This window comes from Paenibacillus haidiansis (assembly GCF_036553665.1).
GTDB classification, from domain to species: domain Bacteria; phylum Bacillota; class Bacilli; order Paenibacillales; family Paenibacillaceae; genus Fontibacillus; species Fontibacillus haidiansis.
The window spans coordinates 107,644-128,932 of record NZ_JAZHPZ010000002.1; the positions used below are offsets into that span (position 1 = coordinate 107,644).

Here is a 21,289-nt window from a genome sequence, read left to right on the forward strand (position 1 = left end):
AATGGCGCCCCGTTTGTCCGTTAGAAAATGGCGCCCTGCGCCCGATACGTTACTTGGTTCCGGTATGCCCGAAACCTCCGGCTCCACGCTCTGTTTCCGAGAGCTCGTCCACTTGAAGCAGACTTACTTCCGGTACGATCTGGAACACCATTTGCGCGATCCGTTCATTGCGCCGGATCATGAACGGCTCCTGGCCCAGGTTGATCAGCAGCACTTTGATCTCCCCGCGATAATCGGCGTCGATCGTGCCCGGCGTGTTCAGGCAGGTGACGCCGTGCTTGTTCGCCAGCCCGCTGCGCGGGCGGATTTGGGCTTCCAGCCCCCCGGGCATGGCGATGGCGATCCCGGTCGGTACCAGGCCGCGCTGCCCCGGCAGCAGCGTCATATCCTCCGTTACCGCCGCGTATAAATCAAAGCCGGAGGCCAGCTCCGACATTTTGCGCGGCAGCTCGATATCTTCGTTTCCTTGAATTCTCTTGATCTGTACTTCAAATGACAAGTTCATCTCTCCTTATTCCCGCCAACGCGCGGTCCGAAGCGCCGACCATAGCGAGCGCATAGGGCCGGCTGAACATCGTTTTCAGCACGTCGTTCACATGATCCATCGTTACGGCTTCAATTTGGGCGATCATTTCATCCAGCGTATAATGGCGCCCCGTCATCAATTCGTTCTTGCCCAGGCGGTTCATTCGGCTTCCGGTGCTCTCTAGGCTCAGAATCAGGCTTCCTTTTAATTGTTCCTTGCCCTTATGCAGCTCGCTGTCCGTAATCCCCTTCTCCGCCACCTCATGCAAAATTTCCGTGGTCAAATCGAGGACTTCCTTCGTCTGCTTCGGCGCCGTTCCCGCATACACGGTAAACAAACCGCTGTCCGCGTGGGAACTGTGATAGGAATAGACGGAGTAAGCCAGGCCTCTTTTTTCGCGTATTTCCTGGAACAGCCGAGAGCTCATGCCCCCGCCGAGCGCATTGTTCAGCAGCACCATCGCGTACTGATTCTTATCTCCGATCGGCAGCCCCGGAAAAGAGAGGCAGATATGATTCTGTTCGGTTTTTTTGCGGAAAAATTTGAGCTCGCCGAGAAAGTCGGGAGCCGAAAGCGAATCCGCGCCGCCATGGTTGGCGAAATCTCCGAAGTATTTCTCGAGCAGTTCGAGAATCGAATCATCGATATTGCCCGCGACCGCGATGACCGTATTCTCGATCGTATACTTCTCTCTCATATATGCCCGCAAATGATCCGGCTCCATGACGCGCAATTTCTCTTCCGTGCCGAGGATGGGCAATGCAAGCGGATGGCTGCCGTACGCAGCTTCCGCCAGCAGATCGTGGACCATATCGTCCGGCGTATCCTCGTACATCGAAATCTCTTCCACAATCACATTTTTCTCTTTGCGCAATTCTTCTCCATCAAACAACGAGCGGAAAAACATATCCGAGAGCACATCCACGGCTATCGGCAAATGCTCATCCAGCACCTTGGCATAGAAGCACGTATATTCTTTCGATGTGAAGGCGTTCACATTGCCGCCGATCGCGTCGAATTGTTCGGCGATGTCTTTGGCGCTGTACCGCTCCGTGCCTTTGAACAGCATGTGTTCAATAAAATGCGAAATTCCGCCCTGCTCAGGCGTCTCATTGCGGGATCCGGTCTTCACCCATATGCCGAACGACACCGAGCGGCAGGTCGGTATTTTCTCCATAACCACCCGAAGGCCGTTTTTTAACTGCGTTTTGTTCACGACTGGCCCTCCTAAAAGTTTTACGAAGCATAAAAAACATACTTCAAATGCAACAATATCCTACCAAAAAAAATCACTTTCCTCAACTCTGCGGCACATCTACCCGATCCGGCGACAGCGTCTCGTCCACCGTCCCCAGTTGCAGCCCTTTGCTTCGGATCACCTTGACCATCCCTTTCAGGGCGTCACGGGAGGAAGCGGTCGGATGCATCAGAATCAGCGATCCGGGTCCCACTTTGCTAGAGATTCGGTTAATGACGGTGTCGGCCGGCGGATTTCTCCAATCGACCGTATCGACTGTCCACAGCACTGTTTTTAACCCTTGCTCCGCGGCCAAAGTCACCGTTCTGTCGTCGAAATCCCCGGATGGCGGAGCAAACCAGCGGTTTTCCACGCCGAGCGTTTCCTTCAACAAATCCTTGGTCTTCGAAATTTCCAGCCTGGCCCGGCTGTCTTCCAATTGACTCATATTGGGATGGGAGTATGCGTGGTTCTCCAACTGATGCCCGCGTTTTTGAATCTCTTTTGCCAAATCGGCGTTCTTCTTGAGCCAGCTCCCGTCAAAAAAGAACGTCGCCTTCACTTTAGCCTCATCCAGCGTATCCAGCATAGGCACAATATACTCGTTGCCCCAGGCGACATTGATCATGAAAGCGACCATCGGCTTATTGGGATTGCCGCGGTAAACGGGATGCGCCCCCAAATCGTCCAGATTGACTTTCGGCTTAATTTCCTTATAGACATACTCGATTTCCGCGCCTTCCGGCTTTAACCGCGCTTTCTGAAACGTGCCCTGAATGTCCACTTCCCGGCCGTTATAGCCCGGAATCGCGTGCCATACCCGGTCCACAACGGCGTCTACCGGTTCGATTCTCCGTTTGGCCGCCTCCTCGGTGATTTTCGCCAATAACCGCTCTTCCCCCCGGCTATCGGCGAAATCCCCAAATGCGTCCTGTTCGCCTTCGCGGTTGTTGCCGCCTCCCTCCACAAATTCGCGAATCCCGGCAAATTGCCCCAGTACAAACACGAGAAGAAGGCAAAGCATTACGATTCCGGCTTTTTTCCGATTCATGACAGACTCATCCCTTCAAGGGGTTTTGTCCTCATCATATGAGCGGCGGCGCTGTTTTATGCGGACAAGCGAAATTTTCGGAGGGCTTTACATGGAAGACTTCATCGCCGGCTTTCCGTATTTCACCAGAACATGCCACAACAGCTTTAGCTCCTGAAGAACCTCCTCATAGTTCCCTCTGTCGCCCCACGACGCCGGATCCCGCTTCAAATCCGCCGCGGCCAAGCCGATGCGGTACGCATCGATTCTATTATGATGCGCGACTCGCTCGGCCAAAGAAGGCATCGACGGGCCGCGGAAATCCGCCGGAACCTCCTTCACCTGAAGCACGGAACCCTTATGCCAATAAAGCTCGATCCGATACTTCTCGCATAATTGCTCCAAGGTATCCCCGACAGCGGTTCCGATAAAGGAAGGATCCGCAACCAACGCTTCCGCATCCTCGCGCAGAGATACGCTGCCGTGAACCTGAGCTTCTATATAAAAATTTAAATTCCGGTTCGGCTCCTTCCCGATGATTTCGGCAACCGGAGACTCCAATTGATGCAGCAGATGATGAACCAATTTGGACGGCGTCAAATTTCTTTCGCCGAGGGCAGAGTCTCTTATAAAGGTTTCCTTCATCAGAGCGGCCATAATCAAATCGAACTCGGCATAGGTTCCCTTTTCTTTGGTATCCTCGTTTGAATCCAAATAGGTGTATGTAGAACGGCGAGATACGGACGGCGAAAGAAGAAGGTAGCAGGAGCCGAACCGAGGAGCGGGTCCATCCGCGTGCAGCATCAGGTTTAACGCCCCGTATTTGGGCCGTTCACGGCCGGTTGTTCCTTCCTCTTGGTAGGCCCCGCCGAAAAGCTTCTTTTCCCAGTTATCGCGCAGACCGCCGGGATAAGCGGACACACTTCCGTTCGATATAAAGGTTTCAAACTGGCTTTTATATTCGCCTTGTTCCAGCAGTAGATCGGCAATATTTAGTCCGTTCGATACCGGGCGGTCGGGATGGAAATGGAGCGCGATTTTCGCGTGGGATTTTAGCTTCAGAACCGCGCTTTCATATTCATGTTTTGAAATATTGGACATGTGAAGCACTTCAGAAATCGTCTGTTCGGCCTCCCGCTTGTAAGTCCGCGCATATCCGGTAATGTACTCCAATGCCGAAGATTGCGATTTTGACAGTTCCACGAAACGTCGGTCTCCCTTCGAAAAAATAAAAAAGAGCCAGAATTGATTCATTCTGCCTCTTTTTCCGCAGCAAGATGTGCTTGCAGCAATCAGGACGGCGAGTTTTCCGTTTGAGCGGTCAATACCGCTTTGCGGGAAAGGTTGACCCGACCCTGCTGGTCGATTTCCGTGACTTTAACGGTGACCGTATCCCCGATGGACACGACATCTTCCACCTTGCCGACCCGTTCCGCCGAAAGCTGCGAAATATGCACAAGACCGTCTTTACCCGGCAAAATTTCCACGAAGGCGCCGAATTTCTCGATCCGTTTCACCGTGCCCACATAAATTTCGCCGACCACGACTTCCTTCACGATGCCTTCAATAATGGAGCGCGCTTTGTTGTTCATCTCTTCGTTGGCCGAAGCGATGAATACGCGGCCATCCTGTTCGATATCGATCTTGACGCCGGTTTCTTCGATGATCTTGTTGATGACTTTACCGCCGGCTCCGATCACATCGCGGATTTTGTCCGGATTGATGTTCATGATCATGATCTTAGGCGCATAAGGAGACAAATGTTCCTTCGGCTTCTGAATGCGTTCCAGCATCTTGGAGAGGATGAACATGCGTCCTTCCCGGGCTTGAGTCAGCGCATCCGTCAAAATCTGACGGTCGATGCCGTCGATCTTGATATCCATTTGAATCGCGGTAACGCCTTCTGAGGTTCCGGCCACTTTGAAGTCCATATCGCCGAGATGGTCTTCCATCCCCTGGATATCCGTCAAAATCGAGACATGTTCCCCGTCCTTGATCAGACCCATCGCCACGCCGGCAACAGGAGCTTTGATCGGTACCCCGGCATCCATCATCGCCAGTGTGCTGGCGCAAATGCTGGCCTGCGAAGTCGAACCGTTGGATTCCAGCACTTCCGACACGAGGCGGATCGTATACGGGAATTCCGATTCCGGCGGGATGACCTTCGACAGGGCTCTTTCGCCAAGCGCCCCGTGACCGATTTCGCGGCGTCCCGGCGCACGCAGCGGACGGGCTTCGCCGACGCTGAACGGCGGGAAGTTATAATGGTGCATAAACCGTTTCGATTCTTCCAGGTCGATGCCGTCCAAGATTTGCACATCGCCCAAAGCGCCAAGCGTACATACGCTGAGAGCCTGCGTTTGTCCGCGGGTAAACAAACCCGAACCGTGCGTACGCGGCAGCAGGCTGATGTCGCATTCGATCGGACGAATTTCATTCAGCTTTCGGCCGTCCGGACGGACTTTGTCATGCGTAATCAGGCGGCGCACTTCTTCCTTGACGATATCATGAAGCACTTCTTTGACATCGGCAAGAAGCTCCGGAGAATCTATGTACTTCTCCTCGAAATGGGCTACCGTCTCATCGTTAATCGCATCGATCGCGTCTTGGCGTGCATGCTTCTCGGCTATTTTCACGGCCTCCACAAGACGGTCTGCGGCAAATGCACGGACCTCATTGTTTACCTCATCATTGACGGCGTGCAGCTTCACTTCCATTTTTTCCTTACCGGCAATGGATACAAGCTCCTCGATAACGGCTACGATCTTTTGGATCTCCTCATGACCAAACATAATCGCTTCGAGCATTACTTCTTCAGGAACTTCATTCGCTTCCGCTTCTACCATCATGATCGCGTCTTTAGTACCTGCTACAACGACGTAAATATCACTCGCCTCTTGTTGGGCGATATTCGGGTTGATCACGAACTCGCCATTAACCCGGCCGACAGCCACCCCGCCGATCGGTCCGTTAAACGGCACGTCGGAGATGCTCAGTGCGGCCGAAGTGCCGATCATTGCGGCGATTTCGGGTTCGCAGTCCTGATCCACGCTCATGACCAGATTCACGATCTGCACGTCATTGCGGAACCCTTCCGGGAACAGCGGACGGATCGGGCGGTCGGTCAAACGGCTGGCCAGAATCGCTTTCTCGCTCGGACGCCCTTCCCGTTTGATGAACCCGCCGGGAATTTTACCTACGGCATACAGCTTCTCTTCATAGTTAACCGTCAGCGGGAAAAAATCGAGATCCTTCGGCTCCGCGGAGGCCGTAACCGTACACAATACAGCCGTCTCGCCGTACCGTACCATTACCGCTGCGTTCGCCTGTTTAGCCAAACGTCCGGTTTCCAGTATAAGAGGTCTTCCTCCCAACTGCATTTTTACATGTTTTTCCATGAAATCCCTCCTTATCACAAATAACAGTTCGGTACAAGTCTCATTATTTCCTGCTTTTCCCCGATTCATAAACAAGAGTCATGCGGAGAAGGCAGAGATGCGATGAAACTTGTCCATCCCACAAGAAAAAACGCCTTGCGGCGTCATCGGCCGGAACATCCGTATAAGCAGCGCTAATTCACCCGAATTTCCTAAAGCTAACTGGAAAACCTCCCGCTAATTACCTGCTTTATACTAAAACTAGAAGCCTTTGGCGGAATTAGATGGAGGTTTTCCAGCTAACAAAAGCTCCTGACGGAGCTTAAGGGGCGTTATATAGAGCTCTGCAAAAACGTATACATTTCCAGCCTTTTAAAAAGCAACCCGGCAGCCGCGCCGGTTCGCTTCATCGGCGAATCGGCGCGGGCCAGGCTGCTTTCGGTAAAACAAAGGCAAATTAACGACGCAATCCGAGCTTCTCGATCAAAGCGGAGTAACGTTTAACGTCTTTGTTCTTCAGGTAAGCCAACAGCTTACGGCGTTGACCGACCATTTTCAGAAGACCGCGACGGGAATGATGGTCCTTCTTGTGCGTACGCAAGTGGTCCGTCAAATTCACGATGTTCTCCGTAAGGATAGCAATTTGCACCTCTGGGGATCCTGTGTCGGATTCATGAGTTCTGTGCTCTTCAATCAGTTGTTGCTTGCGCTCTTGAGTTAATGCCATCCTGTTCACCTCCTTTATCTAATCGCCGTTAGCCTAGTAACCGGACGGTGAGACCGGCAACCAAGCCAAGGTTATCCTGTTTAAGTGAAATATCTTCACATAAACAACGTATATTAGTATAGCATAAATACGGTACAAAAGTAAATGCCGCGCGCCTTTGCTCAATCCTCGCAGCTAAGGAGCTGCTTTGCGGTCTCCGCATCCTTCGTAATTTGCGCCACCAGTTCATCGACTCCGGCAAATTTCCGCTCCTCGCGGATGAATTCGTAAACCTCCACAAGCAGAGATTCGCCATACAAATCGCTATGAAAATCGAATAAATGAATTTCCAGCGAAGGCCGCAGCGCATCATCGTGAAACGTCGGTTTGACGCCTACGTTCATTACGCCGGACAGCGAAGTTCCCCCATAATTTACACGGACGGCGTATACGCCTTTGGCCGGCAGCACATAAGGCTCGTCAAGCTGCAGGTTGGCCGTCGGGAACCCGAGCAAACGCCCGCGTTTTTCCCCGTGCATCACCGTCCCTGTCATCGTATAGGGGCGGCCCAGCCAGCGGTCGACTTGCCGGACATTGCCTTCCTGCAAAGCTTTGCGGATATCCGAGCTGCTGACCTTCTCCCCTTCGATCAGAAACGGAGGCACGATATGCACATCCAAGGTGTTCCCGCTCAGTTCGCGCAGCATTTCCGCATTTCCTTCGCCACGGAAACCATAATGAAAATCAAAGCCGACAACCACAGTTCGTGTTTGCAGCGGCATCAGCATGCCGCGTACAAAATCGCCCGGGCTGACACGCGAGAATGCTTCATTAAACTCCACAATATATAAGTAATCCACGCCCATCCCGCGAAGAACGCGCTCCTTCTCCCTCGGCGGGGTGAGGTAACCCTCGTAATCGCCTTTCTTCATGACCTCTTTCGGGTGCGGATGGAAAGACATAACCGCGGAAGGAAGTCCGGCCTCTCCCGCAAGCTTGACCGCGGTTTCGATGACGCTGGCATGGCCGAGATGCAGCCCGTCAAACTGGCCGATCGCCAGCACTTGCGGCTTGGCTAGGGAAGCTATAAGGTCGTCCTTCAATGGATAAGTCAAATTTATCGTTTCCAAAATTGTTTCACCTGCAATTTCTCACGGATTCGCTAGATTATAGCTGGATTAAGAAAAGACTTTCACCGGCGTTACGGCGCCTCCCGGCTCCTCTACGCGGTAAATGCCGAGAAACCGGCGCTCCGGACTATAGAGACGGAGCACTGTTCCCGGGGCCGCTTCCGGCTCAACCGCCGACCGCGACAGACGCTGTCCCTGCAGAGCGGCCATCACCTTCTCCTCCCGCACGGTGTGTGCGGGCAAATGGCTTACGGCCTGATCGACCGGAATCAGCCGTTCCTGCAAAGCTCCGTTCCGGGCCTCCTGCGCCAGTTGCTCCAGCGTCAAGCAGCGGTCCTCCCGGATGCCCGCCGACATCGTCCGCTTCAGTTCTTCCATCACGGCCGGAACGCCCAGCGCCCGTCCGATGTCGACGCACAGCGTCCGGATGTAGGTTCCTTTGGAGCATAAGGTGCGGAAAGAGATTTTCGGATGTACGGGATCGGGGAAGAAGCCCAGCAGCTCCAGTTCGTAAATCGTTACCTCACGCGGCTTTCGCTCCACGGTTTTGCCTTCGCGAGCCAGCTCATAGAGACGTTTCCCGTCCTGCTTAAGCGCGGAATACATCGGCGGAATTTGCGAGATGGTCCCGACGAATCTCTCCAATACCGCGCGCACTTCTGCTTCCGTGACGGAGACTTGTTCCAGCCGCTCCACGACCGTACCGGACATATCCTCAGTGTCCGTCGCCAACCCCAGCACCAGCGTGGCTTCGTATTCCTTCGGCAGCTCCTGTAAGTATTCAACCATGCGGGTCGCCCGTCCCAGGCATAGCGGAAGCACACCGGTAACAGCCGGATCCAGCGTGCCCGTATGCCCGATCCGCTTCATCTTGAGGATGCCGCGGCTCTTGGCGACAACATCGTGCGAAGTGAATCCGGCGGGTTTCAGAATGGGCAGAATGCCTTCATAAGAGTTCATAGCTGCCGCTTCACCTGCTCAATGACTTGCGGCACGATGGATTCCAGCATGCCCTCGATCCGCGCGCCCGCGGCCCGGACATGTCCGCCGCCGCCGAAATGCTGCGCCACGCTCGCTACATCGACTTTTCCCGCCGAACGCATGCTTACTTTCACCGCGTTCTCATTGATGACTTTAAACAGTAAGCCGACTTCAACCCCCTGAATATTGCGGGGGTAATTTACGATGCCTTCCAAATCCTCGTGAATCGCTCCCACCGCCTGCATATCCTCGTCATCGACGGAAACCCAGCTGATCTTCCCGTCTTCGGTCATTTGCAGCCCGTTCAGCGCCCGGGTAAGCAGCCGCAGCTGCGGCAAGGTCATTTGCTCCAGCAACAGCTCGGACAATCCGGGTCCGTCCACACCGTATTCCAGCAGCTTGGAGGCGGTTGCCATCACTTTGGGGGAAGTGCTGGAATAACGGAATCCGCCGGTATCGGTCAAGAGTCCGGTATAGATCGCCGTCGCCATATTTTGATCCGGTTCAATATTCATAAAAGTGATCAAATCGTACAATATTTCCACGGTAGCGGCCGCATCGGCAACGATGAGGTTGAAGGTTCCATACCCGTCGTTCGTAGGATGATGGTCAATATTCAAGATTTCGGCATCCTCGGAAAACAGCAAACTGCTCTTGCCTGTCCGCTTGAAATCCGCACAATCTACGCAGATGACGTGTTTATAGGTTTCGGCAACCGGCGTTTGCGATAAATCGACGATGTCCTCCGCTTTCCACAAATACTCCATCCGCTGCGGAATCGGCCCTTCATTGACCATGACGTAATTTTTACCCAGACATGAGAGAAGCCAGCCCACCGCAAGGGTAGAGCTGACCGCATCTCCGTCCGGCTGTACATGCGACACTACGAGGAAATGATCATGCTCCGTCAAAAACTGCTGCGCTTGCCGGAACTCCCGTTCATTGGTCTGCATTGCCGTCTCCTTTAAATTCTAATTTTCGTGTTCCTCCGATATATCGCTGAGAAGCTTCTCGATTCGGCTTCCGTAGGCGATCGATTGGTCGATTTTGAAAATCAACTCCGGCGTATGTCTGAGGCGTATCCGCTTGCCGATTTCGGTCCGCAGGAATCCGTTCGCTTTGTCCAGCCCTTTCAACGAATTCTGCTTGCTTTCTTCATCTCCGAACACGCTCAAATATACGGTCGCTTGCGATAGATCGTTTGTCACATCGACCCCGGTCACGGTGACAAATCCGATGCGAGGATCTTTCAGCTCGCTTTGGATCAACAGGCTAAGTTCTTTCTTGATCTGTTCAGCTACGCGGCCGGTACGATTTTTGGCCATGAGTGACACCCCACCTTATTTCGGTTGAACGGTTTCCATAATGAACGCTTCGATAACGTCGCCTTCCTTGACGTCGTTATAATTATCGAGGGTAATCCCGCATTCGTAACCCTGCGCGACTTCCTTCGCATCATCTTTAAACCGTTTAAGCGAGTCGATTTTGCCTTCATAAATGACGATGCCGTCGCGGATCAGGCGCGCTTCCGCATTGCGCGAAATCTTGCCCGAAGTGACCATACAGCCGGCAATGGTTCCGACTTTACTGATTTTAAACGTGCTGCGCACTTCGGCATGGCCGATGACCGCTTCCTTGTAAACCGGATCGAGCATGCCTTTCATCGCCTGTTCGATCTCTTCGATCGCGTTGTATATGACGCGGTGGAGACGGATATCGACTTTCTCCTGCTCCGCCGTCGCCTTCGTCTGGCTATCCGGACGAACGTTGAAGCCGATAATGATCGCGTTCGAAGCCGCGGCCAAAATAACATCGGATTCCGTAATGGCGCCGGCACCGCTGTGAATGATTTTCACGCGTACGCCTTCCACTTCGATTTTCTCCAAAGAGCCTTTGAGGGCTTCGACCGAGCCTTGTACGTCTGCTTTGATGATGACGTTCAAATCCTTGATCTCGCCTTCTTTAATATGCCGGAACAAGTCGTCGAGCGTCACGCGCGTGTTGGCGCCGAGATCGGACTGGCGCTGGGCCGTTGCCCGTTTGTCCGCGATGGAGCGTGCCTTGCGTTCGTCCTCGAACACCATGAACGGATCGCCGGCTTGCGGCACTTCGGTCAGACCGGTGATTTCCACCGGCGTCGAAGGTCCCGCCTCTTTCAGGCGACGGCCTTTGTCGTTGACCATGGCGCGGACCCGGCCGAAGCTGTTGCCGGCCACGAATGCGTCGCCGACCTTCAGCGTCCCGTGCTGTACCAGCACGCGGGCAACCGGTCCGCGGCTCTTGTCGAGCTCGGCTTCGATGACGGCGCCGCGAGCGCGCTTGTTGGGATTGGCTTTATATTCATTGACTTCCGCCACGAGCAGAATCATTTCCAGCAGGTCTTCCAGACCCATTTTCTGTTTGGCCGATACATTGACGAAGATCGTTTCTCCGCCCCATTCTTCCGGAACAAGACCGTATTCGGTCAATTCCTGTTTCACTTTATCCGGATTAGCGTCCGGCTTGTCAATCTTGTTGACGGCCACAATGATCGGCAGACCTGCGGCCTTGGCGTGGTTGACAGCTTCGACCGTCTGCGGCATCACGCCGTCATCGGCGGCCACGACGATGATCGTGATATCGGTCAATTGAGCGCCGCGGGCGCGCATTGCGGTAAACGCTTCGTGACCCGGAGTATCCAGGAATGTAATTTTCTTGCCGTTGATTTCAACCTGATAAGCACCAATGTGCTGGGTAATCCCGCCGGCTTCGGCGCCTGTAACATTCGTCGAGCGAATGGCGTCAAGCAGCGTAGTTTTACCGTGATCGACATGACCCATAATCGTAACGACCGGTGGACGTTCCTTCAAATCGGCTTCGTCGTCGACTTCTTCAATCGTTTCAAAGCGATCGTCCTCGACAGGGATCTTCACTTCCACTTCCACACCGAATTCTCCGGCGAGCAGCAGAATCGTGTCGATATCGAGTTCCTGATTGATCGTCGCCATGACGCCGAGCAGGATCAGCTTCTTGATTACCTCGGAAGCATCCTTATGAAGCAGTTTGGCGGTTTCGCCAACGGTCATTGTACCGCGAACGATAATTTTCTTCGGCGTGTTGTCGATCTTCTCACGCGGCGGCTGATGATTCTGATTGCCTCTGCCACCACGGCCGCCTTTACCGCCGCGATTGTTGTTCTTGAATCCGCCCTGACGGTTATCGTCAAAGTTTTTGCCGGATTTATTGTAATTGTTGTTATTGCCTTTTCTTTGGCCCTGGTTTTGACCGCCTTGCCCACCTTGGCCTCTATTGCCGCCGGCGTAACCGGTATTTCCGCCGGTGCCGTTGGAACCGCCGCCGCGGTTCGGTTGGTTATTGCGGGCACCGTTATTACCGGAACGGGACGCGTCGTTCCGCGCTCCGCCGCCTTGGTTTTGGTTGCGGTTTTGCTGCGGACCACGACCTTGCGATTGGCCGTTCCCTTGGGAATTCTGAGGACGGGAAGATTGATTCATATGGCTTCCGCCCGACTGGCGATTCGATCTTTCTTGAACGGCTTGTGTGCTGCCTGAGGCAGAGGATGAGTTGTTATTTGATTTATTATTCATGCTAACCTGCTTTTCTTGTTGATTTTTGTGATGCTTTTGCTCTTGATTGTGAGGGACGTTTCGGCCCTGGTCTCCACGCTGTCCGGAGTGATCCCCGGCCGATGATTTCGGTGTCTGACTTCCTCCTGCGGAAGCCGGAGCCGGCGATTTGGCTGGAGCTTCAGCGCGTCCCGTATTTTCTCTTTTCGCCGCGGCGTTGCTCTTAATATCCTTGAAGAACTGCTCCACACGAGCGACGGAATCATTCTCCATCACACTCATATGATTGTTGACCGGAATATTAAGACGCTTAAGAATCGTAATAATTTCTTTACTGCTCATATTAAGCGATTTGGCGTATTCATACACACTGAGTTTATCTTTGTTCTCTTGTTTACTCAATATACTCCACCTCCGGCGTTTTCTCGATTTCTTTTGTGATCATATCGGCAAACCCTTGATCCGTCAGCGCCAGCACGACCCGTTCGGGCCGGCCCACGCTCGAACCGAGCCGCTCCCGATCGAAACCGATGATCAAAGGAACTTCGTAGGTTGTACACTTGTCGGTAAATTTCTTTCTGGTGTTGGCGGAAGCATCGCCGGCAACGATAACCAGCTTCGCTTCGGATGAGCGGATGCTTTTCAGCACCAGTTCATCCCCGCTCAACAATTTCCCTGCCCGCGTCGCCAGTCCCAGATAAGACAGCGCCTTACTCATCGTCGTCCTCCCCGGCCTGATCCCGGCCGGCGATGAACTCCTCTTCAACGGCCAGGAAATCGCGGGCCAGCTGTTCATAAACCTCCTGCCCTACCGGGGCCTTTAAGGCCCGGTCGAGCGCGCGGTTCTTGTGGGCGAGTTTGAAGCAGGATACCTGGCCGCAAAGATAAGCCCCGCGCCCCGATTTCTTGCCGGTGAGGTCGATCGATACTTCGCCTTCCGGCGAACGGACGACGCGGATCAACGATTTCTTCGGCATCATCTGCTGGCAGGCGACGCATTTGCGCAGCGGTATTTTTCTAGTTTTCATCCAAACCGGACCCCCGTTTCATACTTGCTGATCAATCGACGGAAACGGAATCTTGCGGCAGTTCGTCCTGGTCGGTTTTCTCTCTTCCGAATTCCTCTTCCGCCTGGGTTTCACTCTTGATATCGATTTTCCAGCCGGTCAGTTTGGCGGCAAGCCGGGCGTTCTGGCCCTTGATACCGATCGCCAGCGACAGCTGGTAATCCGGCACGATGACGCGAGCCATTTTCTCCGCTTCAAAGACTTGAACTTCAAGCACTTTGGAAGGGCTGAGCGCATTGGCGACATATTCCTCGACATTGTCGGAATAGCGAACGATATCGATTTTCTCGCCGCGCAGCTCGTTTACGATCGTTTGCACGCGCGTTCCCTTCGGGCCGACGCAGGAGCCGACCGGATCGACTTCACTGTTGCGCGAATACACGGCGATCTTCGAACGGAATCCCGCTTCGCGGGCAACGGAACGAATCTCTACTACGCCGTCGAAAATTTCCGGAACCTCCAGTTCAAACAAACGTTTCAAAAGGCCTGGATGAGTGCGGGACAACAAAATTTGCGGGCCCTTCGTCGTATTTTCCACCTTGGTGATATAAGCCTTGATCCGGTCGCCGTGCTTGAATTTCTCGTTCGGCATCAGCTCGTTCAGCGGCAGATGAGCCTCCACTTTGCCCAGATCGACGAAAATATTGCGCAAATCCTGACGCTGTACGATCCCGGTGACGATATCTTCTTCTTTCTCCACAAACGCGTTGTAGATCAGACCGCGTTCCGCCTCGCGGATGCGCTGCGTGACAACCTGCTTAGCGGTTTGGGCGGCGATGCGCCCGAAATCGCGCGGCGTCACTTCGATTTCCGCGACATCTTCAAGCTGGAAGTTCGGGTTGATTTCCCGCGCCGCCGGCAGCGAAATTTCCGTGCGCGGATCGAGCACCTCCTCCACCACCAGCTTGCGGGCAAACACTTTAATGACGCCGGAATGACGGTTCATATCCACGCGCACATTTTGCGCCGTATTGAAATTTCGCTTGTAGCTGGAGATCAGCGCGGCTTCAATCGCTTCGAACAAAATATCTTTGCTGATCCCTTTTTCCCTTTCCAACTCGTTCATCGCTTCGATAAAATCCATACTCATTTGCCTCGAGTTCCCCCTTTCATTGTCCCCTGCCGTTGTTGATCGTTGTTAAAAAATGATGGCCAACCTAGCGCTGGCTACCTTGCTGTATGGAATGGTATGGCTCTTGTTCCCGACTTCGACGACCAGGCGTTCGTCCGCAAACGAAAGGAGCCGGCCTTCAAATTCCTTCAAGCCGTCTACCGGTTCATATGTAGTCACAAACACATCCTTGCCGACGGCCTTGGCCACATCCTCCGCCTTCTTCAGCGGGCGTTCCGCCCCGGGAGAGGATACTTCCAAAAAATAAGCGGATGGAATCGGATCGTTCTCATCCAGCTTGGCGCTTAAAACTTCGCTGATCCGGCCGCAATCGTCGATATCGATGCCTCCCTCTTTATCGACGAATACGCGCAGGAACCAATTGCTTCCTTCCTTAACGTACTCGATGTCTACCAGTTCAAAGCCGTTCTCCTGCAAAAAGGGGGTCACCATCTCTTCCACGGCCGCTTTGATTTTCGGTGTGCTCAAGCGTACATTACCTCCATATGGTTCTTTCCTGTATACCAAAGAGTAAAGAGTGGGTTTCCCCACTCTTTAAACAACGGTTCTATCTCCATGATTACCAAAAAAATTATAACATAGTCCGGTTGGAGTGACAAGTAAAACGCCTTTACGACGGGCTAAAACAGCGAAAGCTGATTGCTTTCCGGCAAACCCCGGAAGCAGCCCATCGAACCGAGCAGCTCGACGATCGTTTTGCTTGCCTTCGATTTCTGCTGGAAATCCTCGATCGAGAGGAATTCGCCTTGCTCCTTGGCCGCGGCAATGTTCTTCGCCGCGTTGTCGCCGATCCCGGCGAGCGCGGAGAACGGAGGAATGAGCGCGTCGCCGTCGACGATGAATTTCGTCGCGTCGGAGCGGTAAAGGTCGATTCCCTTGAACCGGAAGCCGCGCGCTGTCATTTCAAGCGCCATTTCCAGAATCGGCAGCATGTTTTTCTCTTTCGGCAGCGCCTGGAACCCCTTGGCTTCGATCTCCTCGATCTTACGGTAGATCGCTTCATAACCCTGGCAGCACAGCTCGATATCGAAATCCTCGCCGCGCACCGAGAAGTAGGTCGCATAGAACTCGATCGGATAATACAGTTTGAAATACGATGTCCGCACCGCCGAAATGACATAGGCCGCGGCATGCGCTTTCGGGAACATGTACTGGATTTTCAGGCAGGAATCAATGTACCATTGCGGCACCTTGCATTTTTTCATCTCATCGATCCATTCCTGTGTCAAGCCTTTGCCCTTCCGTACGCTCTCCGTAATTTTAAACGCCAGGCCGGCGTCCATACCCGCCTTGTAGATTAAGTACAGCATAATGTCGTCCCGGCAGCCGATTACGGTCTTGATGTTGCACGTGCCGTTCTTGATCAGTTCCTGGGCATTCCCGAGCCATACGCCGGTACCGTGGGACAGTCCCGAAATTTGCAGCAAGTCCGCAAACGAGGACGGTTGCGATTCCACAAGCATCTGACGCACGAATTTCGTCCCCATCTCCGGGATCCCGTAGGTTGCGACCGGGGTGCGGATCTGCTCCGGCGTTACGCCCAGCGCTTCGGTGGAATTGAACATGCTCATGACCTTCGGATCGTTCATCGGAATCGTCGTCGGATCGAGACCGGTCAAATCCTGCAGCATCCGCATCATCGTCGGATCATCATGGCCCAGAATATCAAGCTTGAGCAGATTCGCGTCAAAAGCGTGATAATCAAAATGCGTCGTCTTCCATTCGGCCCCCGTGTCATCCGCAGGGTATTGGACAGGAGTAATATCCTCCACCTCAATATAGTCCGGCACGACGACGATACCACCCGGGTGCTGGCCCGTGCTCCGCTTCACGCCGGTACAGCCGGCGGCCAGCCGGTTCAGTTCGGCGCCGCGCCAATGCTTGTGATGCTCTTCCTCATACTTCTTCGCGAAGCCGAACGCCGTCTTCTCGGCGACCGTACCGATCGTTCCGGCACGGAAAACGTTCTTCTCCCCGAACATGACTTTGGTGAAGTTGTGGGCCTGCGGCTGATATTCCCCGGAAAAGTTAAGGTCGATATCGGGAACCTTGTCGCCTTTAAAGCCAAGGAACGTCTCGAACGGGATGTCCTGACCTTCTCCTTTCAGCTTGTTCCCGCACTTCGGACAATCCTTGTCCGGCAGGTCGAATCCGCTAGGCACGCTGCCGTCGAGAAACCATTCGCTGTATTTGCAGTCGGAATTCTTGCAAATATAATGGGCCGGCAGCGGGTTAACCTCGGAGATGCCAAGGAACGTCGCCACCACGGAAGAACCGACCGATCCCCGCGAACCGACGAGATATCCGTCCTGGTTGGACTTTTTAACCAGCCGTTCCGATATCAGATAGTTGGCCGAGAAGCCGTATTTGATAATCGGCTCGAGCTCTTTTTCCAGACGTTTGACCACTACTTCGGGAAGATCATCGCCATAAATCGATCTGGCCGTCTGGTAGCAAGTATTGCGGATTTCCTCTTCCGCCCCTTCGATAATCGGGGTAAACAGCTTGTCCGGAAACAGTTCCAGCTCCTCGAAGCGGTCCGCCAGCTCGGAAGTATTTTTCACGACGACTTCGAAAGCTTTGTCCTTTCCCAGAAACTCAAATTCCTCCAGCATCTCGTCCGTCGAACGAAAATGCGCGTCCGGCTTGCGGATATCCTTCAGCGGGCTGAAGCCCGTAATCCCGTGAATCGTAATGTCGCGGAACAGCTTGTCGCGCGGATCAAGATAGTGGACATTGCCGGTGGCTACGACCGGTTTGCCGAGTCTTTCGCCGATCTCGATCACCTTGCGAATCGCGATCTTTAATTCTTCCACACTGCCGACCAGTCCCTTGTCGACGAGATGCATATACATCGTGAGCGGCTGAATTTCCAGTACATCGTAAAATTCGGCGATCCCTTCGGCTTCCTCCACCGATTTGTTCAGCACCGCTTCGAAAAATTCTCCTTTTTCACAACCGGAGATAATGAGCAGCCCCTCGCGCATTTCGACCAGCTTCGATTTCGGAATACAGGCCACCCGTTTGAAATATTCGGTATGGGACATGGACACGAGCTTGAAGAGATTCTTCTTGCCGGTCATGTTAAGGGCGTAAATGCCGCAATGGAACGGACGCGCGTTGGACAGATCCTTACCGACCTTGTCATTCAGCCGTTCCAATGACGTAATGCCTTCTATTTTAGCCGCATCATCGAGCAGCCCGTTCAAAATATGCCCCAGCGCCACCGTATCGTCAATCGCCCGGTGATGGCTTTCCAGCGATACTTTGTATTTGGCCGCAAGCGTATTGAGGCGGTGATTCTTCATTGTCGGGAACAGCATTCTGGCCAGCTCGAGCGTATCGAGCACCGGGTTATCCATCTGCGGCAAACCCAGTTCCTTCAGCTTGGCGTTTACGAAATCGACGTCGAACCGGGCATTATGGGCGACAAGCACCGCATCGCCGGCAAATTCCACGAACCGCTTCAGCACCGGCTCCACATCGGGCGCGCCCTGAACCATCTCATCGGTAATATTGGTCAGTTGCTGAATGTTATAAGGAATGCGCTCATGCGGATCAACAAAGGTTGCATACCGGTCGATTTCTTTGCCTTCTTCCATTTTGACAGCGGCGATTTCGATAATTTTGTTTTGCGTCACGGAAAGCCCCGTGGTCTCGATATCGAAGACGACAAAAGTCGTCGTTTTCAGATCTTCGGGACGGGGGTTCAGCACAACCGCCACATTATCGTTGACCACGTTGGCCTCGACGCCATAAATCATTTTAATTCCGTTCTTCTTGGCCGCTTTGGCCGCGTCGGGATAGCATTGCACCCCGCCGTGATCGGTAACGGCGATCGCTTTGTGCCCCCATTTCGCCGCCATTTTAACGTAATCGCCGATCGGCGTCACCGCGTCCATCGCGCTCATCGTCGTGTGCAGATGGAATTCCACGCGTTTCTCCGCGGCGTTATCCTTCCGGCCGGGAGGCGCGGAAATTTCGCACAGATCCGACGGGATCATCACCAGCTCGGGAATCTGCATGAAGCGGTCCATTTCCACTTTGCCGCGCGCTTTAATCCATTTGCCGTTGGCCAGCTGTCCCATGACCTTCAGATCTTCCTTATTCTTGGCAAACAACTTCATTTGCAGAGAATCGGTAAAGTCGGTCAGGTTAAAAATAAACAAGGTATTCCCGTTACGCAGCTCTTTGCGGTTCAGCCCGAAAATCGTACCCTGAATGGTAATCTTCTTCTCTTCGTCCTGAATGTCCTGGATCGGTACAGGCTGTTCCTTGATATCGTATCCGATCTGCAGCTTAATGACCTCGCCGTCAACCTCTTCCGGAGGAGCTTCCACGGCCATGCTTTCCATCAGCTGCTGGATCACTTCCCGCTCTTCCTCAACGATCCGCTGCTGGAACTCTTCAAACATTTCGCTGTTAGGCTCGCCGGTCAGCAGCTTGACCCGCAGACTCAGACCAAAATACTGCTCGTAAAATACGGTGATCGCCCGGTCGATGCCTTTCTTGCGGGCGAGCTCCAGTGAGGTGGAGTCCGTGAAGGTGACCGAGACGAGATCGTCGTCCACTTCGTGGGCGGCTCTCGCCATCCAGCCGTTTACGGACGGAACTTCCCGCTGCACCCATTCCAGAAACAGCTTCCAGTACTCCTGCACGATCTCCGCCGCAGCCACCCCGTCCTCATAGCGGAATAAAAAAGAAATATGCGCGATATGCTCCATTCGTTCCTTGATCTTCAGACAAAAAGTCCGGTATACCTGTCCCGGAACCAATGTGCTTTTGATCAGTGTAATCTTCCAATCCTTGTTGCTCCGGCTAACTTCCACTTGGTCGATATATCCGTCCAGAAAATACGGATCGACCACGGATGCCGGCATTTCCGCCTGTTTCATCAACAGCTCGAGACGCGTTCTTCTCCCCTTGGCGTCGGACATGCTTTCCCCTCCCATGCGAAAAACGGTAACGACTTAACAGCATTGTCTTAAAAAACAAGGCTTCCGAAGCAAGAGCCGACAGGGATAAGTCACCTGTCGGCAGTTTCCTGCCGGAAGCCTTCCAATAGATGAGTTTATGATTAATAGGCTCTGGCAAAAACAACGGTATGCTTCGCCGCTTCCCCGCATACGAGACAAGTCGTTTTTGTGACTTCCGGCTCAAACGGAATATTCCGGCTCGTGGCGCCCGTTTCTTCCTTGACATGGCTCTCGCAAGCCTCGGAGCCGCACCAGCCGGCCAAGGTAAAGCCGCGCTTCTCGTCCATGCTGGCTTTCATCTCTTCCAGCGTATCGACCGAGTAGAAATGCTCCTCGCGGAACGCTTTGGCCCGTTCAAACATCTCGTTGTGAACCTGCTCCAGCATCGCTTTGACTTCTTCCACCAGGTTATCCTGGGAGACGACTTTCTTCTCGCCGCTGATCCGGGATACAAGCACGCATACCCCGTTCTCCATATCGCGCGGTCCGATTTCCAGACGGACCGGAACGCCTCGCATTTCGTACTCGTTGAATTTCCAGCCCGGCCGGATGTCGCCCCGGTCATCGATGCCGACGCGCACGCCGGCTTGCTTCAGTTCGGCAAACAGCTCGTCCGCCCGGCCGACGACGGCGTCGCGGGTTTTCGGCGGGCCGATCGGAATGATCATGACCTGTTTCGGCGCTACCTTCGGCGGCAGCGCCAGACCGCGGTCGTCCCCGTGCACCATGATCAGCGATCCGATCAGCCGGGTGCTGACGCCCCAGGACGTCGTATGCACATATTCCCGCACATTGTCGCGGTTCAAATACTGAATATCGAACGCATTCGCGAAATTCGTGCCGAGGTAATGGGAGGTCCCCGCCTGCACGGCGCGCCCGTCCTTCATCATCGCTTCGATGGAGTATGTGTCTACCGCGCCGGCGAATTTCTCCGATGGCGTCTTCTGACCGACAATGACCGGAATCGCCAAATAATTTTCCACGAAATCGCGGTAAATTTCCAGCATCCGCATCGTTTCCTCACGCGCATCCTGCTCGTTTTCATGGGCAGTATGGCCCTCCTGCCACAGGAATTCGCTCGTGCGCAGGAACGGCAGCGTCCGCTTTTCCCAGCGGACCACATTCGCCCATTGGTTAATCAATACCGGCAAATCGCGGTAGGACTGAATCCATTTTTCGTACATATGCCCGATCATGGTTTCCGAAGTAGGGCGGATAGCCAGACGCTCTTCCAGCTTCTCGCCGCCCGCCTCGGTCACCCAAGGCAGTTCGGGATTAAAGCCCTCCACATGCTCTTTTTCCTTCTGGAAAAAGCTCTCGGGAATGAACAGCGGAAAATAGGCGTTGCGATGCCCCGTCTCCTTAAAGCGGCGGTCCAGTTCCTCCTGAATATGCTCCCAGATTTCATATCCGTCCGGTTTAAACACGATGCAGCCCCGTACCGGGGAATAGTCCATCAGATCAGCTTTCTTGATGACATCGATATACCAGCGGGAAAAATCCTCATCCTGCGGAGTGATTTCCGTTACGAATTGTTTATCCTCATTTGCCATGTAGCCCT

Annotated in this window: 17 protein-coding genes; all 17 read right to left on the reverse strand. The window is 53.7% G+C overall.

Annotation, left to right across the window (positions count from 1 at the left end):
* Positions 1-49 precede the first annotated feature (49 nt).
* The 17 genes from dut to proS all read right to left on the reverse strand — a co-directional run bounded on the left by dut (position 50) and on the right by proS (position 21,281).
* The gene (dut, locus tag V3851_RS04875) at positions 50-499 is read right to left on the reverse strand and encodes a dUTP diphosphatase (protein WP_331845398.1); all 450 of its coding nucleotides are present in this window, start codon (positions 497-499) and stop codon (positions 50-52) included.
* The gene (locus V3851_RS04880; protein WP_331845399.1) at positions 489-1,742 is read right to left on the reverse strand and encodes a M16 family metallopeptidase; all 1,254 of its coding nucleotides are present in this window, start codon (positions 1,740-1,742) and stop codon (positions 489-491) included. Before V3851_RS04880 ends, dut begins: the two co-directional genes overlap by 11 nt.
* Before the next feature lie 82 nt (positions 1,743-1,824).
* Entirely contained in the window at positions 1,825-2,814 is a 990-nt protein-coding gene (locus tag V3851_RS04885; RefSeq protein WP_331845400.1) for a polysaccharide deacetylase family protein, read from the reverse strand.
* Positions 2,815-2,901: 87 nt separating this feature from the next.
* Positions 2,902-3,996, reverse strand: coding sequence for a DUF3626 domain-containing protein (locus V3851_RS04890; RefSeq protein WP_331845401.1), 1,095 nt, complete (start codon positions 3,994-3,996; stop codon positions 2,902-2,904).
* A gap of 89 nt (positions 3,997-4,085) precedes the next feature.
* Complete coding sequence (gene pnp, locus V3851_RS04895; protein ID WP_331845402.1) at positions 4,086-6,191, reverse strand: polyribonucleotide nucleotidyltransferase; 2,106 nt, start codon at positions 6,189-6,191, stop codon at positions 4,086-4,088.
* Positions 6,192-6,627: 436 nt separating this feature from the next.
* Entirely contained in the window at positions 6,628-6,897 is a 270-nt protein-coding gene (gene rpsO / locus V3851_RS04900; RefSeq protein ID WP_331845403.1) for a 30S ribosomal protein S15, read from the reverse strand.
* 161 nt (positions 6,898-7,058) lie between these two features.
* A complete protein-coding gene (locus tag V3851_RS04905; RefSeq protein WP_331845404.1) occupies positions 7,059-8,006 on the reverse strand; it encodes a bifunctional riboflavin kinase/FAD synthetase in 948 nt (315 codons plus the stop codon).
* 48 nt (positions 8,007-8,054) lie between these two features.
* A complete protein-coding gene (truB, locus tag V3851_RS04910; protein ID WP_331845405.1) occupies positions 8,055-8,966 on the reverse strand; it encodes a tRNA pseudouridine(55) synthase TruB in 912 nt (303 codons plus the stop codon).
* Positions 8,963-9,940 carry a DHH family phosphoesterase gene (locus V3851_RS04915; RefSeq protein ID WP_331845406.1) on the reverse strand — a complete coding sequence of 326 codons (978 nt, stop codon included), beginning with the start codon at positions 9,938-9,940 and terminating at the stop codon, positions 8,963-8,965. The genes truB and V3851_RS04915 overlap by 4 nt, the downstream gene beginning before the upstream one ends.
* Before the next feature lie 18 nt (positions 9,941-9,958).
* Positions 9,959-10,312 carry a 30S ribosome-binding factor RbfA gene (rbfA, locus tag V3851_RS04920; RefSeq protein WP_331845407.1) on the reverse strand — a complete coding sequence of 118 codons (354 nt, stop codon included), beginning with the start codon at positions 10,310-10,312 and terminating at the stop codon, positions 9,959-9,961.
* Between the two features lie 15 nt (positions 10,313-10,327).
* Entirely contained in the window at positions 10,328-12,955 is a 2,628-nt protein-coding gene (gene infB / locus V3851_RS04925) for a translation initiation factor IF-2 (protein WP_331845408.1), read from the reverse strand.
* Positions 12,948-13,271 carry a YlxQ family RNA-binding protein gene (locus V3851_RS04930; RefSeq protein ID WP_331845409.1) on the reverse strand — a complete coding sequence of 108 codons (324 nt, stop codon included), beginning with the start codon at positions 13,269-13,271 and terminating at the stop codon, positions 12,948-12,950. Before V3851_RS04930 ends, infB begins: the two co-directional genes overlap by 8 nt.
* The gene (rnpM, locus tag V3851_RS04935) at positions 13,264-13,581 is read right to left on the reverse strand and encodes an RNase P modulator RnpM (protein ID WP_331845410.1); all 318 of its coding nucleotides are present in this window, start codon (positions 13,579-13,581) and stop codon (positions 13,264-13,266) included. The genes V3851_RS04930 and rnpM overlap by 8 nt, the downstream gene beginning before the upstream one ends.
* A gap of 31 nt (positions 13,582-13,612) precedes the next feature.
* Entirely contained in the window at positions 13,613-14,710 is a 1,098-nt protein-coding gene (nusA, locus tag V3851_RS04940; protein ID WP_331845411.1) for a transcription termination factor NusA, read from the reverse strand.
* A 48-nt stretch (positions 14,711-14,758) separates the two neighbouring features.
* A complete protein-coding gene (gene rimP, locus V3851_RS04945) occupies positions 14,759-15,220 on the reverse strand; it encodes a ribosome maturation factor RimP (protein ID WP_331845412.1) in 462 nt (153 codons plus the stop codon).
* Between the two features lie 152 nt (positions 15,221-15,372).
* On the reverse strand, positions 15,373-19,689 hold the full coding sequence (locus V3851_RS04950; RefSeq protein ID WP_331845413.1) for a PolC-type DNA polymerase III: 4,317 nt from the start codon (positions 19,687-19,689) through the stop codon (positions 15,373-15,375).
* A 140-nt stretch (positions 19,690-19,829) separates the two neighbouring features.
* A complete protein-coding gene (gene proS / locus V3851_RS04955; RefSeq protein ID WP_331845414.1) occupies positions 19,830-21,281 on the reverse strand; it encodes a proline--tRNA ligase in 1,452 nt (483 codons plus the stop codon).
* Between the last annotated feature and the right edge of the window lie 8 nt (positions 21,282-21,289).

Excerpts from the sequence above, each read along its gene's own strand:
- V3851_RS04885 (WP_331845400.1), bottom strand. The coding sequence starts at position 2,814 with ATGAATCGGAAAAAAGCCGGAATCGTAATGCTTTGCCTTCTTCTCGTG.
- pnp (WP_331845402.1), bottom strand. The coding sequence starts at position 6,191 with ATGGAAAAACATGTAAAAATGCAGTTGGGAGGAAGACCTCTTATACTG.
- rpsO (WP_331845403.1), bottom strand. The coding sequence starts at position 6,897 with ATGGCATTAACTCAAGAGCGCAAGCAACAACTGATTGAAGAGCACAGA.
- truB (WP_331845405.1), bottom strand. The coding sequence starts at position 8,966 with ATGAACTCTTATGAAGGCATTCTGCCCATTCTGAAACCCGCCGGATTC.
- V3851_RS04915 (WP_331845406.1), bottom strand. The coding sequence starts at position 9,940 with ATGCAGACCAATGAACGGGAGTTCCGGCAAGCGCAGCAGTTTTTGACG.
- rbfA (WP_331845407.1), bottom strand. The coding sequence starts at position 10,312 with ATGGCCAAAAATCGTACCGGCCGCGTAGCTGAACAGATCAAGAAAGAA.
- V3851_RS04930 (WP_331845409.1), bottom strand. The coding sequence starts at position 13,271 with ATGAGTAAGGCGCTGTCTTATCTGGGACTGGCGACGCGGGCAGGGAAA.
- rnpM (WP_331845410.1), bottom strand. The coding sequence starts at position 13,581 with ATGAAAACTAGAAAAATACCGCTGCGCAAATGCGTCGCCTGCCAGCAG.
- nusA (WP_331845411.1), bottom strand. The coding sequence starts at position 14,710 with ATGAGTATGGATTTTATCGAAGCGATGAACGAGTTGGAAAGGGAAAAA.
- V3851_RS04950 (WP_331845413.1), bottom strand. The coding sequence starts at position 19,689 with ATGTCCGACGCCAAGGGGAGAAGAACGCGTCTCGAGCTGTTGATGAAA.
- proS (WP_331845414.1), bottom strand. The coding sequence starts at position 21,281 with ATGGCAAATGAGGATAAACAATTCGTAACGGAAATCACTCCGCAGGAT.